The organism is Sulfitobacter sp. F26204 (genome assembly GCF_026410305.1).
GTDB lineage: Bacteria > Pseudomonadota > Alphaproteobacteria > Rhodobacterales > Rhodobacteraceae > Sulfitobacter.
In genome coordinates this window covers 298,857-316,136 of record NZ_JAPMLQ010000003.1, presented here as the reverse complement: position 1 = coordinate 316,136, position 17,280 = coordinate 298,857, and the positions used below count along the sequence as shown (strand labels likewise).

The window sequence follows — 17,280 nt, the reverse complement described above, 5'->3', positions numbered from 1 at the left end:
AACAATCGAGGGAACTATAAACAATATGATGGGCGTGGTACTTTGGAGCGATGTGAACGATCAAAAAGCAGTGTTTTGGTGCGAGGATCATGGCGACTTGGCCTATTTTAACGCCACTTCGGTCGAGGATACCGAAAACATGGTTTTGCAACCGGGTGATATGGTGCAATTCGACGTGACCGTCGAAAGCAAGACTCGCCGTGCACATAATGCACATATTGTGAAACCGAAGATGTGCAATGGACTGCAGGACGGGCTGCGCCAGAACGTCAGCCGTAATGATGAGGAACCTGATTGTCTGGTCGGAAAAGTCATCCCTTTCCACGGCGCCGCCAAGATACATTCAGAGCAGTGCAAGATCAGCAACGGCTAGGCCGGTCAAACGGCCCCACCGTTGAAGGTCACAGGAAGGGGTTAGTCGCCTCGCGATAACGCCGCAACACCGGTTCGCGCGACTTCGCTCAGGCCCAGAGGGCGCATCAAATCCGCAAAGGCATCTATTTTTTCCGGTGCTCCGGTGATTTCGAACACAAAGCTTTCCAAGGTGCTGTCCACAACATTTGCGCGGAAAATATCGGCAAGGCGCAGTGCTTCGACGCGATGATCGCCTTTGCCGACCACCTTGAACATTGCCAGCTCGCGTTCGACGCTGGCACCTTCCACCGTCAGGTCATGAACCTCGTGGACCGAAACGATCCGGCCCAGTTGCGCCTTGATCTGTTCGACGATTTGCGGCGTACCCGAGGTTACGATGGTGATACGGCTCAGGTGCCCTGTGTGGTCCACCTCAGCGACCGTCAGGCTGTCGATGTTATATCCGCGTCCCGAGAAAAGCCCAATCACGCGCGCCAGCACGCCCGGTTCGTTTTCGACCAACACTGCCAGTGTATGACGTTCAATCACGTCAGAGTAGCTCGGTCGTAGGTTGTAGGCAGAGTGCGAGTTGGCACCTTTTTTGATTTTTAGAGCTGACATTATTCGTATCCCTTATTTCTGCATCGGAAACCTTCAGCGTTTCCGTCCGTTTTCTGCGAAGGAAAACGGTCTAAACCAGCACCTTGCCCTCGGCATCAATAGCGGTTGAGGTATCAACCTCGCCCATGATCATCTCGTTATGGGCCTTGCCTGACGGGATCATCGGAAAACAGTTCTCGTGCTTTTCCACAAGACAGTCAAAGATCACCGGCCCGTCATGTGTAATCATTTCCATGATCGCATCGTCGAGATCATCAGGATCCGAGCAGATGATGCCCTTGGCCCCGAATGCATCGGCGAGTTTCACAAAATCGGGCAGGGCTTCGGACCAGCTTGAGGAATAGCGCTCCCCATGCAGCAGTTCCTGCCATTGGCGCACCATGCCAAGACGTTCGTTGTTCAGGATAAATTGTTTGACGGGCAAGTTGTATTGCATCGCGGTGCCCAGTTCTTGCATGTTCATCAACCACGAGGCTTCGCCCGCAACATTCACGACCAGACTTTCTGGATGGGCCATTTGCACGCCAATCGATGCCGGAAAACCATAACCCATCGTGCCCAGTCCACCTGAGGTCATCCAGCGATTTGGGTCTTCAAAACCAAGATATTGCGCAGCCCACATCTGGTGCTGCCCGACCTCGGTGCAGATGTAGCGGTCGTGATCCTTGGTCAGGGCTTCAAGACGCGCCAGCGCGTATTGAGGCTTGATCACCTTGCCTTTCTGCTCGAACTTCAGACAATCAATGCTGCGCCATTCGTCAATCTGTTTCCACCACTTGGCAACGGCTTCTGAATTGGTCTTGCGCCCGCGTGACTTCCAAATTTTCAGCAAATCCTCAAGCACATGCCCAACATCACCCATGATCGGGATGTCGACGCGGATCACCTTGTTGATGGAGGACGGATCAATGTCGATATGGGCTTTTTTCGATTTCGGGCTGAACATGTCCACAACGCCGGTGATACGATCATCAAATCGTGCACCGATGTTGATCATCAGGTCGCAGTCATGCATTGCCATATTGGCTTCATACAGGCCGTGCATCCCGAGCATGCCCAACCATTTGTCGCCCGAAGCCGGATAACAGCCCAAACCCATCAGGGTTGAGGTGATCGGAAAACCCGTAGCCTCAACCAGTTCACGCAACAATTGCGATGCGGCCGGACCGGAGTTGATGACCCCACCACCTGTATAGAACACAGGGCGTTTGGCCTTTTCGATGGCGGCAACCAGTTCGGTGATCTCTTCAAGATCACCTTTGAGCTGCGGTTGGTAATGTGATGTTGATGGCGCTTTGGGTGTGTATTTTCCCGTGGCGAATTGCACGTCCTTGGGAATGTCGACCAACACGGGACCGGGCCGCCCCGAAGTGGCGACATGGAACGCTTCATGGATGACGCCTGACAACCTGTCGGTTTCCTTCACCAGCCAGTTGTGTTTGGTGCAGGGTCGCGTGATGCCGACTGTATCCGCTTCTTGAAAAGCATCCGATCCGATCATGAAGGTCGGGACCTGACCGGTCAGAACCACCAGGGGGATGGAATCAAGCAGGGCGTCCGTCAGGCCGGTTACGGCATTTGTCGCACCGGGGCCGGAGGTGACCAGAACAACACCGGGCTTGCCAGTGGAACGCGCATAACCCTCGGCCGCATGCACCGCGCCCTGTTCGTGACGTACAAGCACATGTTTGATCGAATTCTGCTGAAACACTTCGTCATAGATAGGTAGCACAGCGCCGCCGGGGTATCCGAATACAGTGTCCACACCCTGGTCAATCAGGGCTTGGACGATCATTTTGGCTCCGGTCATTTGGCGTGTCATTGTCTTGCTCCGTGCGGCGGTATGTTGTGCCGTGTTTAAGTTCGTTTGGCGCATAAAAAAACCCCCGAGAATGTCGGGGGCGCATGGGTCGAATTATGGTCTACCGTCACCGGCCCATGCGCGAATGTCTAAGAATGACGACTAGTTCAGTCATGCCCAAGGGCTCCTCTTTACGTTTGGAGACATTATGAGGGGTTTTAAGGGGCGTCAACCAGCAAACACATGAAAAATATGTCGCTAGAGGGTGCGTTTCTGGAATTATGTTTCGGTTCAGGTGCTCCTCACGACATAAGTTGAAATCAAGGGGAGGGGCCGCCACTGTAGCCCGGCATCCCATGGCGGTCAGTTCGCATTACTTGATCCCGATCCTGGCGTTGCAAACCGATCCCAATGGCAACGAGAGCAATTGACCGACATGAACAAGAGGCGGCTATAGCCATGCCGCTATCTTGCCGTACTTTGACGACCAGGCGGATCACCCTGCATGACCAAGATGCGCTGACCATCGCAATGGCCGACAAAAGCCCAAGCTGCAGTGAGTCGTTGAGACAAATCCAGGCGGAAACCGGTGCTCGAACGATTCGATTCGACGAATCACCCGCAAAGCATGGGGTAGAGGCGTACGATGGTGTTTCCTCTGGTTGGCGACAGGGCACATTTTTTGGTTTTGTCCGGACAAATCAGTGCTCTAAGTTGCCTCCGTCACTCTCTTTACTAATAAAAGGTATTCCACTTTCTGCTACTGGCGTTAGGGTGGCCAAACTTGAAACGACCCACGCGTGAAGAAACTGCGACGTGGGCATCCTACTCGGGAGGAGTAACCTATGGATCGTCGTTCATTTTTGAAGACATCTGCACTTGGCGGTACAGCCGCCGCCGCGACAACGCTCGCAGCACCTGCTTATGCACAAGGCAAGCGCACACTGACAATGGTCACCACCTGGCCGCGCGGCCTTGCCGGGGTCTGGGACTCGGTTGAGCGGGTTGTAAAGAATGTCAGCGACATCACTGATGGCCAGATCACGATCGACCCCAAGGGTGCGGGCGAATTGGTTGGCGCATTCGAGGTATTTGATGCGGTGACATCAGGTCAGGCCGACATGTATCATGGTGCCGATTATTATTTCACCGGCCAGCACCCTGCGTTCGCCTATTTCACGGCCGTGCCATTTGGTATGTCCGCGCCGGAAATGATGACCTGGTACTATGGTGCGGACGGCAAAGCGCTGCATCATAACCTGGGAGAGGTGTTCGGCCTCAAATCCTATCTTGCCGGTCAGACAGGCGCGCAGGGCGGTGGATGGTTCCGTAAGGAAATCAATACAGCCGAGGATTTTAACGGTCTCAAGTTCCGCATGCCGGGCCTTGGTGGGCAGGCATTGTCCAAGTTGGGCGCTTCTGTTCAAGTTCTGCCGGGCGGTGAAATCTATCAAGCCCTTTCAAGCGGCGCACTTGACGGTACCGAGTGGATCGGCCCTTGGTCGGATGAAAAACTGGGTTTGCAAGAAGTCTGCGATCACTATTATCCAGCGGGTTTCCACGAGCCTGGTGCTGCGCTCTCTGTTGCGACCAACCTTGAACTGTTCGAGGGTCTGACACCTGCACAGCAGCGTGCCATCGAAGTATCCTGTGCAGATGCTCACCAGCACAACTATTCCCTGTTCGTGGCCAGCAACGGTCCGGCCTTGCAGCGTCTGAAATCCGGCGGCACGCAGATCCACGAATTCTCAGGCGAAATCTGGGATGCATTTGGTAAGGCATCCGCAGAAGTTCTGCAGGGCTTCACGGATGATGATCTGTTCAAGGAAATCCATGAGTCAGCGCAGAAATCAATGCGCGAATCCGGTGAATGGCTGGCATTGTCTGAAGGCAAATACGCAACAGAACGCAACCGCGTTCTGGCCGCAATGGACAACTAAGTCGGGCGTTAGCGGCGGTTTCAGAACCGCCGCTAATCCGTTATCCCCTGTCCGAGCCAACAGCGGCGCGGACGGGTTTCACGATATTCCGAACAGGAACTTTCCAGCATGATTGACGCACTTTGGTGGTTTATTTCAAACCTCGCGCTTGCATTCTATAATTTCGGCTATGCCATCACGCATCCGCAGCTTTGGCTGAACTGGAGTGACAGTCAGGCGATCATGCGTTTTGTGTATTTCGGGGCTTCGGCTGAATTGTTTTTTGTATTGCTCGTTGCGGTGATCATCATGACCGTGATCGGTATGGTGCGAAACGAGATCATGTGGGGCTACGTCCGGTTCTTTGAAAAAATCGGCAATGGCATTGGGCGCATTGTTGCCTGGGCTGGGCTGCTGATGATCATTCAACAGATCATCATCGTCTTCATGCAACGTATTTTCACACGGCCCGACATCGTTCTGGGTTTTGGCGTGCCGATGCAATTTGACATCTCCTGGTATGCCGAAGAGCTAAAGCTGTACAACGCGTTGATCATTTGTCTGTGTGTGTCCTATGCCTTTATACAGGGCAGTCATGTGCGTGTTGATCTGCTGTATGGTCCGGCAAAGTTTCGCACCAAGAAGATCATTGATATGGTGGGCGCTGTCATTTTCATGGTCCCATTTGCGGTGCTGACGTGGATGTACGGCTGGTTCTTTTTATGGCGTCATCTGATCGTGCCCAATCCCTCTGCGTCCGATACGCTTGAGCGGTTGTTGACCAAGGCACGGGCACTGCGCTGGAATGTGGAGACATTCGGGTTCAGTCCAAGCGGCTTCAATGGCTATTTCCTGTTCAAAATACTGCTCTGTGCTTTTTGCATCATGATCCTGATGCAGGCGCTGGTCGTGTTTTATCGTTCCTATCTGGAACTGCGCGAAGGCCCTCAAAGCGAAGGGAAATATCTCGACAAGGACACCCTTGGCGATGGCGAAGAAGCATACGAGGGAACGCACTGATGTTTTTGGGTCTCGATGGGGTCGAAGTCGGCCTGATTATCGTATTCGTCTGCCTGTTCGGTGGCATCCTTTCCGGCTTTCCGGTGGCTTTTGCCATTGGTGGTGCGGGTATCATTTCATTTGGGATCATCGCAGCGCTCGATTCCGCGGGGTTGATGATCCACCAAGCGATCGACACCTCCTCTGACGCTTACCGCGCCTTGGTCAATTCCGGCGTCAAAGAGGACAGCGTGTCCCTGTTCAGGTACCCCGATTTACCACGCGTGGCGGAATCCGTATTTCCCTCGGGTTGGGAAGTTGCACTGGATCGCAACGTATCCTTTATCGTGAACCGGATGAACGAACGCGTTCTGGCGGGGCAGTCGATTGAAACCTTGCTGGCGGTTTTGATGTTTGTTTTGATGGGCATCACGCTGGAGCGTTCAAAAATCGCCGATGACCTCTTGACCACAATGGCCAAGGTTTTCGGACCGTTGCCAGGTGGTCTGGCGGTATCGGTCGTTGTTGTCGGTGCCTTCCTTGCCGCGTCAACGGGTATTGTCGGTGCAACTGTTGTGACGATGGGGTTGCTGGCGCTGCCCACGATGTTGCGCAACGGGTACTCTCCGGAAATTGCAACGGGGGTTATCGCGGCCTCAGGTACCTTGGGGCAGATCATTCCTCCGTCAATTGTCATTGTCCTGTTGGGTACCTTGGCGGGCGATCTTTACTCTGCCGCCCAAGAAGCGCGGGCGCAGGTTGCCGGATGTAACGATGCCTTGACCCTGCTGGGGGAACCCGCGGTAGTTTCGGTCGGCACCCTGTTCCAGGCAGCACTTCTGCCCGGGATATTGTTAGCGCTTCTTTATGCGCTCTATGCATTCGGCTATGCCTTGATGAACCCCGAAAAGGCACCTGCGGTGGCACTGGGGACCACCAATTCCGAACCTATTACACGGGGCGAGGGGCTTACCTGGTTTATCGGCGTACCGGTCATTCTGGTCGTCGGGACGGTTCTGTTGGGTAATTTGGGTATCATAGGCAGTCAATCAACAACGGTGTCGAGTTTCTCTGAGTCCGGGGACGCCGCAAGCCTGCGGACCAATGTCAGCGATGAATGCAAGGTTGCGATGATCGAACTGCATGGGCAGGAGGCATGGGATGCCGCCGTGCAGGAGCAGAAGGTGATCGAGGACGCCGGCGGGGTGACCCAATCTGTCCGGTTGAGTGAAGAAGAACTCACAGCAAAACGTGCTGCGAGGATTTCCGATGTGGCACCCATTGGCACAGGCAATGCAATCTTGTTGACCCTGTTGTCGCTGTTTCTGGCTTTTGGTCGTGGTGTGTCGCCTTCTTCAGCAGCCCGACCGCTTGTCATCGGTGCAGCGGGTATCGTTCTTGCCGTGCTGGTTGATATATTGTTGATCGGTCCCACCACCTCTGCAGGGGCAACTGTTGTACTTATGGCGATCCCCTTTGCCATCGCGCTTTATGGGGTGGTTCATGCCACGCGCGTTTGTGCCCAGAACGAATTGATCCGTGTGGTATTTCCACCCTTGATGTTGATCGTGGCGGTGCTGGGATCAATCCTGGGCGGGATCACAAATCCGACGCCCGCTGCGGCCTTGGGGGCAGGCGGGGCGATCATGCTGGCTGCCTATCGCAAGCTGCGCGACGAAGACCGTTCTCCCAAGATCATCATCTGGTCTACGCTGGCGATCATCGTCTGTATTCTGGTCGGTGTGAACTTTGACCTGCGAATCAATCAGGAAGGGGTCAACGCAGAAAGCTGGATTGCCTTCTTTGTCGCCTATGGTGCCTATCTTTATGCGGTGTTTGGCCTGCTGTTCTCTTGCTGGGTTCTGTTCACACATGGTGTCCTGACACCGGTGGTGCGTGAGACCGCGAAGGTGACTTCGATGGTGTTCACGATCCTGATCGGGTCGCAGTTGCTGAACCTGGTGGTGATCAGCTTTGGTGGCGAACATTATATCCAGCAGTTTCTCAAGTCTTTTGACAACGAGATGACGGTCTTTTTGCTGGTGATGCTGGTGTTGTTCATTCTCGGCTTCGTTCTGGATTTTCTTGAGATTATCTACATCGTTGTGCCGATTGTCGGTCCAGTGATCTATGGTGGTACCTTTGACCCCAAATGGGTAACCATCATGATTGCGGTCAACCTGCAGACATCCTTCCTGACGCCGCCCTTCGGTTTCGCGCTTTTCTATCTGCGTGGCGTGGCACCGGCTTCAGTTACGACAAAACATATCTATCGCGGCATCATTCCGTTTGTTTTGATCCAGGTTGGTGGGTTGGCCATTCTGTGGCTCTTCCCTTCGATTGTAACGATTGTTCCCGATCTGGTGCCGTGACCGGTTGTACAAGAAACAAGGTGTAATCCGATTGAGAGGCCGCCCCGAAAAGGCGGCCTCACGTTTTTCGTGCAAGGCGTTTGTGGGGGGGAAATCGTCGAACGCAGAACGACCCTGCGCAGCAGCTGTCGCATTTCGGTATATTAGGCCAAAAAGAAAAGCGGGTGTCAGCGCCGTCTGTGCGCCATGTCGGGCAGGGCGATATTGGAGACCTGTTCTGCAATGGGATCGTTGCTGAGCGGATGTTGCGTCGGCTCAAAAGCGTCGGGATCTTTGAGCTTTTGCCATTTGCCGCCAAGGTAGACTTCGAGGCCTGAGAACTTGGCCTTGTATCCCATTTTCTGGCTGCCGGGCACCCAGTAACCCAAATAGACGTAGGGCAGACCGGCGCTGCGGGCAATCTCGATATGATCAAGGATGATGTAATTGCCCAGGCCATCCTTGGGACGGTCAGGCGTGTAGAAAGAATACACCATGCTGACCCCGTCAGCGAGCACATCGGTCAGGCAGACACCTGCCAGTGCACGGGTGTCGCTGTCGATATATTCGATGACGCGGCTGCGGATCGGGGTTTCCTCTACCATGGCTGCGAATTCGAACACATCCATATCCGCCATGCCACCATCCGCATGGCGGCTGTCCAGGTAGCGGCGGAAGAGTTCGTATTGATCCTCTGTCGCCCAGGGAGAAGTTGCACGCCGTTCAAGCCCCACATTGCGTTTGATGATCCGTCGCTGGCTGCGGCTGGCGGTGAAAGCGGCCACATCGATCCGGGCAGAGAGACAGGAGGCGCAATCTGCGCAGGACGGTCGATACAGTACATTCTGAGAGCGGCGAAAGCCCTGGGCTGACAGGCTGTCGTTCAACGCCCCGGCATTGTCACCCTGCAATGCCGTGAACAGCTTGCGTTCCATGCGGCCCTCCAGATAGGGGCAGGGTTGTGGTGCCGTTACATAGAACTGTGGCGTGAGGGGCAGTGTGTGGCGCATGGTATCCAATCTTTTGTGAGTTAGATTGTAGCGCTGACCCCCGGGGCAGCCAAGCATAGTTTTACTAAATTGTCGTTTATCCGCGCATGTGGTTAACGACGCCGGTTGAGCGCGACAGTGCCAAGTATCATATCCGTCAATCCCTGACGGCGTGCGGAGGTCAGCATCAGAATGATCGAAATCAGTTGCAGAAACGGCATCGCAAGGGAAATGGTGTACCCCAGAGTGTGCAAGAGCGCAGTGGTACCCTCAAGGGGATGGTCATCGGCCTGACGCAGTTCGACAGAAAGCAGGCGCATGCCCCAGGTTGCTGAACCGCTGGCCAGAGTGGCAACGCGATAGATGAAACCAACCACCAGCATCAGCAAGGGGAAAAAGAACAGTCCGGTAAAGGCAGTGAAAGGCACAATGATCAGGCAGATCGCCACGACCAGGACCGTATCAACCACCCAGGCGAACAGACGTTTGCTCGGCACTCCCTGGTAAAACTGGGGCAGGATATCAGGATCAGGTGTCATTACGCTCTCTTTGCAGTTCGGGAAATCGGTTTCAAAAATGGGTCCCCCCCGGGGGCGTCCGGGGGGGGAGGGCCGTATTGGGCCGGCTCAGTCGCGGGCGTCTTCGCGTTTCGCGCGATCGTCCATGAACTGGTCGAATTCGGCTTTGTCCTTGGCTTCGCGCAGGCGCTCCAGGAAGGCTTCGAAGTTGTTTTGTTCATCTTCCAGACGGCGCAGAGTATCGGCTTTGTAGGCGTCAAATGCTGCGTTGCCGGTGCTACGGGTGGACATTACGGTGCGGTTGCGCCGTGCGCTGCAGGACGTGCCATTAAACATGCGTTTGCTCCAGATCATATAAGCGAGAAGGGCGAGACCAACAGGCCAGAAAAATACAAATCCAAGGACCATTGCGGCAATCCATGCCCCTTTGCCTTTGTCATCAAGCCACTTTTCAGTGCGTACAAACCAGTTTGGCCTGGGGGCGAAGGTCTGTTCGGATGTCATGGTTGTCATGGTCGGGCCTTTCTTATGTGTAGGCCTGTCTGCGGCCTAGCTGACTAAAAGGTCTTATGTGAATGCCTTTTACATTATCCAAAATGGGCATTGTGCGGGGGCATGCAAGGCTAAATGTGAATGTTATTTACATTTATTTAGAAACGCTAATGAAATCAGCGGTTTGCGCCCCTGATATTTTTAAAACCTGATATGGATTCATACCAAAAACGTGATGTGGCGTGCCCGCGGCCGCCCAAATCTTGTCAAAACGAAGCAGGTTTTCATCAAACCACTTGCGGCATTTATTCACATGGCCAATGGGGGAGACACCGCCAATGGCAAACCCGGTCTGGGCGCGGATCAATGCGGCATCTGCCTTGCCCAGGGGTTCCTTTGCCAAACGCGCTGCGGCGTCAAGATCGACCTGTTGGCCGCCGGCGGTGATGAACAACAATGCCTCACCTGAGTTTTCGCCGCGTAACACGATCGATTTGGCTATTTGGTCTACTTCGCAACCGATGGCCGTGGCTGCGTCCTGGGCGGTGCGTGCCAAGGCCGTCTCAAGGATCTCGACAGGGGTTTCCAGACTGTCCAAAAGGGCGCTAACGCGTTTCAGGCTCTTGCTCATGGGGCGACACTGACGCAAAGATCGGGGCATGACAACCACGCTTGCCTCACAGATTACCCGCGTCCCGCGCATCTTCAACAAGGAGCGAGCGCTGGACGCGCAGGCGCTGGTGACGGAGCTGCCGGTCGAACTCCATGCGCTGGTTGTCGGGGCGGCGTCCTGTGCGCCCTATCTTATGCATTTACTTGAAAAAGAAATGCCATGGCTGACACAGGCGGTCGCAGACCCGGCCAGCGCCGTACAAGAGGTGATCACCGAAGCGCGCGATCTGCCCGCAGAAGCGGTTGCGGATCCCCTGCGCATTGGCAAGCGGCGCGTGGCGTTGATGGCTGCGCTGGCGGATCTGGGCGGTGCATGGTCGTTGGAACAGGTGACCGGGGTCTTGACGGATTTTGCTGATGCCGCCTGCTGGGCGGCGTTGCGCGCCGGGCTTGCGCCGCAAATCAAACGGGGCAAGGTGCCGGGGATGACGATGGACGATCTGGCGGATGCCGGGGGGATGACGGTGCTGGCCATGGGAAAAATGGGTGCCCATGAATTGAACTATTCATCGGATATCGACCTGATTTGCCTGTTTGACGAAACCCGGTTTGCGACGGTGGATTTTCACGATGCACGGGCGGCCTTTGTGCGTGCAACCCGTGCGATGAGTGCCACGTTAAGTGACCTTACGGCGCAAGGATATGTCTTTCGTACAGATTTGCGTTTACGCCCTGACCCGGCAGTGACACCGGTTTGCATGGCGATGGAAGCGGCCGAGCGGTATTATGAAAGCCTTGGCCGTACCTGGGAACGCGCGGCCTATATCAAGGCGCGGCCCTGCGCAGGAGACCTGAAGGCCGGAGCAGAATTCATAAAAACCCTGCGTCCCTTCATCTGGCGTCGGCATCTGGATTTCGCGGCGATACAGGACGCCCATGACATGCGTCTGGCGATCCGCGAACACAAGGGCCTCGGGGGGCCGATTACCTTGCCAGGGCACAATATGAAACTTGGCCGTGGCGGCATCCGCGAGATCGAGTTTTTTACCCAGACACGACAACTGATTGCGGGCGGGCGTGATGTTGAGTTGCGCGGACGCGGCACCTGCGACAACCTTGCTGTACTGGCCAGAAAGGAATGGCTGCCACAGGGGGTGGCCGATAGCCTGACGGATCATTACCGCGCTCATCGAACGGTGGAGCACCGCTTGCAGATGGTGCGCGATGCCCAGACCCACGACCTGCCACAGTCGGTGGAGGGGTTTGAACGACTGGCTGCAATGATGGATACAGATGTGCCGGCGCTGCAATCCGATCTGCACCGCCGTTTGTCAGAGGTACACGATCTGACGGAAGGCTTTTTTGCAAAAACGCAGTCCAAAATCCCGGTCACTGCGCAACCGCATCGCTTTGATAAACAGGTTTTGGACCGCTGGCACAGCTATCCGGCAATGCGCTCCCAACGCGGTGCAGAGATTTTTGAACGACTCAAGCCCGATTTGCTGGCGCGGCTTGCGCAGGCGGCCAAGCCGGACGAGGCGCTCCTGGCCCTTGACGGTTTTCTCGCAGGTTTGCCGGCCGGTGTGCAGCTATTTTCCCTGCTCGGTGCCAACCCCCAACTGGCTGATCTTTTGATTGATGTGGTCAGCACGTCGCAGGCGCTGGCGGCTCATCTGTCACGCAATGCTGGCGTTTTTGATGCTGTGATTGGCGGCGATTTCTTTAGCGATTGGCCGGGTGAAGCAGGATTGCACGAGGCATTGTCGGGCGTACTGGCGGCCGAACCGGGCTATGAGTTCCGGCTTGACGGGACGCGGCGTTGGGCGCGGGAATGGCATTTTCGAATTGGTGTACATTTGTTGCGCGGGTTGACGGATGCAAAGACTGCTGCCGCGCAATATGCAGATCTGGCACGCGCCGTACTGCGTGCGCTTTGGCCGGTGGTGACGGATGAATTTGCCACCCGCTACGGTGCCCCTCCCGGTCGCGGTGCGGTCCTGTTGGGGATGGGGTCGCTGGGGGCAGGGCGGCTGAACGCCACTTCAGACCTTGACCTGTTGGTGATCTATGATCCGCTTGGACAAGAGGCCTCGCAGGGGAAACGGTCCTTGCCCTCGCGGCTATATTATGCGCGCCTGACCCAGGCCATGATCACGGCGATGACCGCACCGATGTCTCAAGGCAAATTATACGATATCGACATGCGTCTGCGTCCCTCGGGCAATCAGGGGCCGGTCGCGACCAGCCTGGCGAGCTTTGAAAGCTATCAGACTACCCAGGCTTGGGTTTGGGAACATCTGGCCTTGACCCGCGCCAGTGTGGTTGCAGGGCCGAAAGATCTGAAAAGAGACGTAGATCAGCTGTGCGCGACGGTGTTGGCTTTGCCAAGTGATCTGGCACGGGTGCTGCGGGATGTGGCCGATATGCGGAGTCGTATTGCTGCAAGCAAGGCACAGGAAGGTATCTGGGATGCAAAAATCGGGCCGGGGCGCTTGCAGGACATCGAGCTGTTTGCCCAGGCCGGTGCCTTGATCGCTGGGCGCTATGCACACCGGATCACCGACGGGATCGACGCTGCGCGGATGCTGGGGCTGATCGCAGAGAAAGAAGCGCAGACCCTATGCGAGGCCTATGCAGTGTGTTGGCAATTGCAATGTGCGGTCCGGCTCTTGACACCTGGTGCCCTGGATGCCGCAACCTTGGGGCAGGCAGGCTCGGCCTTTCTGGCACGAGCGTTGGGATGCGACACATTGGAAACCGCCCAGGCGCATTTGGAACAGAAATGCGCCGAGGCTGCTGCTGTCATCAATTCCACATTGGCTGAGCACGCCGGAGATGAAGAATGAACAAAGGCGACCGGCAAGATCCCAAGGGTCTGATCTATGAAAGCTACCGGATAGAGGGAATTACCAAACCGGAATGTCGATCGATTTTTCTGGATTGGGCGCTGAGCCTGCCGTTGGAACAGGACACCGGCACAACGATCGCCAAATTGCTGGATCAATATCGCCCCGAGAACGCAAGCCACCCTATGACCGAAGTTCTCAGTGAGGGCCTTGCCAGTATGGCAGCACCACGTCGGCGTGGCGGCTGGCGGTCTCGGCCGCGCAACTAGAGGCCGATCATGGTCTCCTCTGGTTTCGGTGCCATTGTTTCGGCACTGTTGGATAGGGCCGCAGAGGTCACACAGATCCGCAGTCTTCTCGGTGATGCGAATCCGTAACGTTTGAAAATCAATAAAAACACGCCCTAAAACTGCCTCAATTTGCCGTCATGCATAAGACAAACAAAAGCGGGGAAACCAACCGCGCCATAAGAGAAAAAACCGAGGTAGATATGCAAACTTTGAAATTATTCACCGCAATGACACTTGGTGTATCTGTCGCCGCCTGTGGCAATGTGCCGGACATCGCAAGCCGCAATGCTCCTTACGAGGTGACGCCGCCGTCCGATAGCCAGCCTGCGAGCCAGCCTTTGGCGACTGGCAACACCGAGAGGCTGCATGCGCAACTGCCCATGACTGTCACCCAAATCAACATCAATGTACCCAGAACGCTTACTGTTTCCGAAGCGAATAGTTACTATCCCAAGGCCGATATTGTCTGGCGCGGGGATCCCATCGGCGACCGCTATGCACAGATCACCCAGATCTTTGATACTGCCTTTCGGGCTGGCACCAAGGATTTGTCGGGTCCTACCGGCGTAATTCTCGATGTGGAGCTGGTCAGGTTTCATTCCGTCACGGAAAAGACCCGTTATTCTGTCGGTGGTGTGCACAACATGGTGTTCAACCTGACGGTCCGGCGGGCATCCACTGGCGCGGCGCTCGCTCCGACGCGGCAGGTTACTGCAGATTTGCCGGCTCTGGGCGGACGCAGCGCTATCGAGGCAGAGCGTAAGGGGCAGACCCAGAAAGTACGCGTGACGAATTTCCTTGCACAGGCGATCCGTCAGGAACTGGCACGGTTTGTTTCGGCCTGACACCACCTTGATTACAGCCAATGCGCGGGTCGGACTTTGCCGATGGTTCAATTCAGCGCTTTCCCAACAGGCGCGAACCGACTAAAGGGGCGCTATGACAGTGCCCCATTCCCCATCCCCCGCCTCTGATGAAATTGCAAAAGCCATGCCAACCGTCCGGTTGATGCCCAAGGCCAACGCCCGTGCGATCCGTTTCGGTGCACCTTGGGTCTATGCCAATGAAATGGTGGTCGATCGACGGACCAAGAACCTTGCCCCCGGGACCCTCGCGCGTCTGGAAGACAGTGACCGACAGGTCTTGGGATTGGTGGCGATGAACCCGAACTCCAAGATTATTGGACGGATGCTGGATCCTGATCCTGAAACCGTCGTTGATCAGACATGGTTCGAAGCCAGGATCGCTCGTGCCCTTGCATTGCGTAGCCAGCTTTATGATGCCCCCTTTTATCGCCTGGTCCATGCCGAGGCGGATGGCCTTCCCGGTGTGATCATCGACCGTTTTGGCGATACCTGTGTGGTGCAACCCAATGCCGCCTGGGCCGATCTGCGCATGGAGATGCTCAGCGCAGCCCTTGTCGCGGTAACCGGCGTCTGCAACGTGCTTAAAAATGCCGGTGGCCGGACTCGCACCCTCGAAGGGCTGGATGATGTTTCGGGTGTGACCACGGGCGCGCTGCCTGACGCACCGCTGCCCGTCCCGATGAATGGCGCGACCTATATGGCCGATTTGACCGGCGGTCAGAAAACCGGCCTGTTCTATGACCAGCGCCCCAACCATGCTTTTGCCGCGCATTTGACACGGGGCCTGCGGGTGTTGGATGTGTTTTCCCATGTCGGCGGGTTTTCCCTGGCCGCTTTGGCGGCGGGTGCCGAGAGTGCCCTGGCTGTGGATGGATCAGCACCGGCGCTTGAATTAGCCGCGCAGGGGGCTGCTGCCATGGGGATGCAAGACAGGTACAGCACCCGACATGGCGATGCCTTTGATACGCTTGCGGCCCTGCGCAGTGAAGGGGCGGAATTCGACGTGGTGATCTGTGATCCGCCATCCTTTGCCCCCTCCAAGAAAGCCCTCGAAGCGGGTCTGCGTGCCTATGAACGCATTGCCCGCCTGGCCGCGCCGCTGGTTGCGGAAAATGGCGTACTTGGCCTGTGTTCCTGTTCACATGCGGCAGATCTTAGCGCTTTTCGTACAGCATCCGTGCGCGGCATCGGAAGAGCAGGGCGGCGCGGTATCCTCTTGCACACGGGGTTTGCGGGGGCAGATCATCCGCAGTTACCACAACTGGCCGAAAGCGGCTATCTGAAGTCGCTGTTTTTCCGTCTCTGATGGTGGTGCGCATATTGATCGATGCCTGCGTTCTTTACCCGACGGTCATGCGCGAAATGGTTTTGGGGACCGCCAGAACCGGGCTATTTGAGCCCATCTGGTCGGAACGTATTCTGGAAGAATGGGCGCGCGCCGCGGTCAAGATCGGGCCAACAGGAGAGGCGCAGGCCCGTGGCGAAATTGCATTGTTGCGCGCTTCCTGGCCCGCAGCGGCACGCCCTGCGGCACCACAGTTGGAACAACGCCTTTGGTTGCCTGATGAAAATGACATACATGTTCTGGCCGTGGCGGTTGATTCCAGTGCCGACAGTATCATGACCCTGAATGCCAAAGATTTTCCACGCGCGACATTGGCAGAGCATGACCTGACCCGGGTTGATCCTGACAGCTATTTGACCAGTCTCTGGGCGGAGCATCCCGAGTTGATCGAAGATATTGCTCAGGCCGTTCTGGCAACCGCCCGCCGCCTTTCCGGTCAGGATTGGGGCATGCGGCCGCTTCTGAAAAAAGCGCGCCTGCCACGGCTGGCCAAAGCGCTTGCGCAGTCCGTCTAGTCAGGCGAGTTCCAACGCTTTTGCAATGTCTGCAAGGCGGCAACGCGCGCTTCGGTCTTGGGATGGCTCAACAACCATGCCGGCGCTGTTCCAGCATTCGATTGGGTGAGCGCCTCAAGTTTTTTGAACAGTGATATTTGTGGTCCCACACCGATTCCCGCTTTGGTCAACAGCGCGGCGGCATAGGCGTCCGCCTCGTATTCGTCGCTGCGTGACAGGCGCGCTGCCAAAAGCGTGGTCAACATATTGGCAATCCATACACCCGCGAAGGGAATAAAGCGCCCCAGTACCATTGCCAGCACTGTACGGATTGCATTTTGGCCGGAAAAATCAATCATCCGGCGCCGCGAATGGCCCAGAGCGACATGGCCCAATTCATGCGCGATCACACTGGCGAGTTCCTCGGCGGTTACGGCACCGTTGCGGAATTTGTTGTAAAACCCCCGCGTGATAAAAATTCGGCCGTCCGGTGCTGCCAATCCGTTAACAGGTTCGATTTCATAAATATGCACCTTGATGCGCTTCAGTTCCAACGCATGAGCCAATTTGTCGCTCATGTCCTTCAGCGCTGGATCAACCAAAGGAGTGGATTTCGCGTCCAGTTCACGTGCGGTGCGCCAGGCGGAAAAGCGATACATGGCAAGGCCATAGGCAATTGCCAGAATGATAGGGAGGACACGGATCATGTCACTGATATGGGGGCATTGCAGCTACAGACAAGCGCAGCCCCAAGTCTCGGGTAGCAATGCACCTCGCAGGCTG

16 protein-coding genes are annotated in these 17,280 nt (G+C 56.1%); 9 read left to right on the top strand and 7 right to left on the bottom strand.

Features of this window, described 5'->3' with window-relative positions; genetic code table 11:
• Positions 1-25: 25 nt before the first annotated feature.
• Positions 26-373, top strand: a complete 348-nt coding sequence (locus OS190_RS10390) for a hypothetical protein (RefSeq protein ID WP_267158616.1) — start codon at positions 26-28, stop codon at positions 371-373.
• A 41-nt stretch (positions 374-414) separates the two neighbouring features.
• Here the strand turns inward: OS190_RS10390 and ilvN are convergent, their stop codons facing one another.
• Both ilvN and OS190_RS10380 read right to left on the bottom strand, forming a co-directional pair.
• The gene (gene ilvN / locus OS190_RS10385) at positions 415-975 is read right to left on the bottom strand and encodes an acetolactate synthase small subunit (protein ID WP_267158615.1); all 561 of its coding nucleotides are present in this window, start codon (positions 973-975) and stop codon (positions 415-417) included.
• A 70-nt stretch (positions 976-1,045) separates the two neighbouring features.
• Positions 1,046-2,797, bottom strand: a complete 1,752-nt coding sequence (locus OS190_RS10380; protein ID WP_267158614.1) for an acetolactate synthase 3 large subunit — start codon at positions 2,795-2,797, stop codon at positions 1,046-1,048.
• Between the two features lie 824 nt (positions 2,798-3,621).
• On the opposite strand from OS190_RS10380, the gene OS190_RS10375 reads away from it, so the two are divergent.
• The 3 genes from OS190_RS10375 (at position 3,622) to OS190_RS10365 (ending at position 8,066) form a co-directional block, all read left to right on the top strand.
• Complete coding sequence (locus OS190_RS10375; RefSeq protein WP_267158613.1) at positions 3,622-4,716, top strand: TRAP transporter substrate-binding protein; 1,095 nt, start codon at positions 3,622-3,624, stop codon at positions 4,714-4,716.
• Between the two features lie 108 nt (positions 4,717-4,824).
• Positions 4,825-5,715, top strand: a complete 891-nt coding sequence (locus tag OS190_RS10370) for a TRAP transporter small permease subunit (protein ID WP_267158612.1) — start codon at positions 4,825-4,827, stop codon at positions 5,713-5,715.
• A complete protein-coding gene (locus tag OS190_RS10365) occupies positions 5,715-8,066 on the top strand; it encodes a TRAP transporter large permease (protein WP_267158611.1) in 2,352 nt (783 codons plus the stop codon). Before OS190_RS10370 ends, OS190_RS10365 begins: the two co-directional genes overlap by 1 nt.
• A 167-nt stretch (positions 8,067-8,233) precedes the next feature.
• Here OS190_RS10365 and OS190_RS10360 read toward each other — a convergent pair whose 3' ends face one another.
• The 4 genes from OS190_RS10360 to OS190_RS10345 form a co-directional block, all read right to left on the bottom strand.
• Positions 8,234-9,055, bottom strand: coding sequence for an arginyltransferase (locus tag OS190_RS10360; RefSeq protein ID WP_267158610.1), 822 nt, complete (start codon positions 9,053-9,055; stop codon positions 8,234-8,236).
• Between the two features lie 92 nt (positions 9,056-9,147).
• A complete protein-coding gene (locus tag OS190_RS10355; protein ID WP_267158609.1) occupies positions 9,148-9,573 on the bottom strand; it encodes an RDD family protein in 426 nt (141 codons plus the stop codon).
• Between the two features lie 87 nt (positions 9,574-9,660).
• Positions 9,661-10,065 carry a DUF2852 domain-containing protein gene (locus OS190_RS10350; protein ID WP_267158608.1) on the bottom strand — a complete coding sequence of 135 codons (405 nt, stop codon included), beginning with the start codon at positions 10,063-10,065 and terminating at the stop codon, positions 9,661-9,663.
• 133 nt (positions 10,066-10,198) lie between these two features.
• Positions 10,199-10,675 carry a YbaK/EbsC family protein gene (locus OS190_RS10345; protein WP_267158607.1) on the bottom strand — a complete coding sequence of 159 codons (477 nt, stop codon included), beginning with the start codon at positions 10,673-10,675 and terminating at the stop codon, positions 10,199-10,201.
• Positions 10,676-10,703: 28 nt separating this feature from the next.
• On the opposite strand from OS190_RS10345, the gene OS190_RS10340 reads away from it, so the two are divergent.
• From OS190_RS10340 to OS190_RS10320, 5 genes are all read left to right on the top strand, one after another.
• Positions 10,704-13,502 carry a [protein-PII] uridylyltransferase family protein gene (locus OS190_RS10340; RefSeq protein WP_267158606.1) on the top strand — a complete coding sequence of 933 codons (2,799 nt, stop codon included), beginning with the start codon at positions 10,704-10,706 and terminating at the stop codon, positions 13,500-13,502.
• Complete coding sequence (locus OS190_RS10335; RefSeq protein WP_267158605.1) at positions 13,499-13,771, top strand: hypothetical protein; 273 nt, start codon at positions 13,499-13,501, stop codon at positions 13,769-13,771. The genes OS190_RS10340 and OS190_RS10335 overlap by 4 nt, the downstream gene beginning before the upstream one ends.
• Before the next feature lie 221 nt (positions 13,772-13,992).
• On the top strand, positions 13,993-14,637 hold the full coding sequence (locus tag OS190_RS10330) for a DUF6778 family protein (protein ID WP_267158604.1): 645 nt from the start codon (positions 13,993-13,995) through the stop codon (positions 14,635-14,637).
• A gap of 94 nt (positions 14,638-14,731) precedes the next feature.
• Positions 14,732-15,964 carry an RSP_2647 family RNA methyltransferase gene (locus tag OS190_RS10325; protein WP_267158603.1) on the top strand — a complete coding sequence of 411 codons (1,233 nt, stop codon included), beginning with the start codon at positions 14,732-14,734 and terminating at the stop codon, positions 15,962-15,964.
• Between the two features lie 5 nt (positions 15,965-15,969).
• Positions 15,970-16,518: an RSP_2648 family PIN domain-containing protein gene (locus tag OS190_RS10320; RefSeq protein WP_267158602.1), complete on the top strand. Its 549-nt coding sequence runs from the start codon at positions 15,970-15,972 to the stop codon at positions 16,516-16,518.
• Here OS190_RS10320 and OS190_RS10315 read toward each other — a convergent pair.
• Positions 16,515-17,204: a M48 family metalloprotease gene (locus OS190_RS10315; protein ID WP_267158601.1), complete on the bottom strand. Its 690-nt coding sequence runs from the start codon at positions 17,202-17,204 to the stop codon at positions 16,515-16,517. The genes OS190_RS10320 and OS190_RS10315 overlap by 4 nt on opposite strands.
• Positions 17,205-17,280 lie beyond the last annotated feature (76 nt).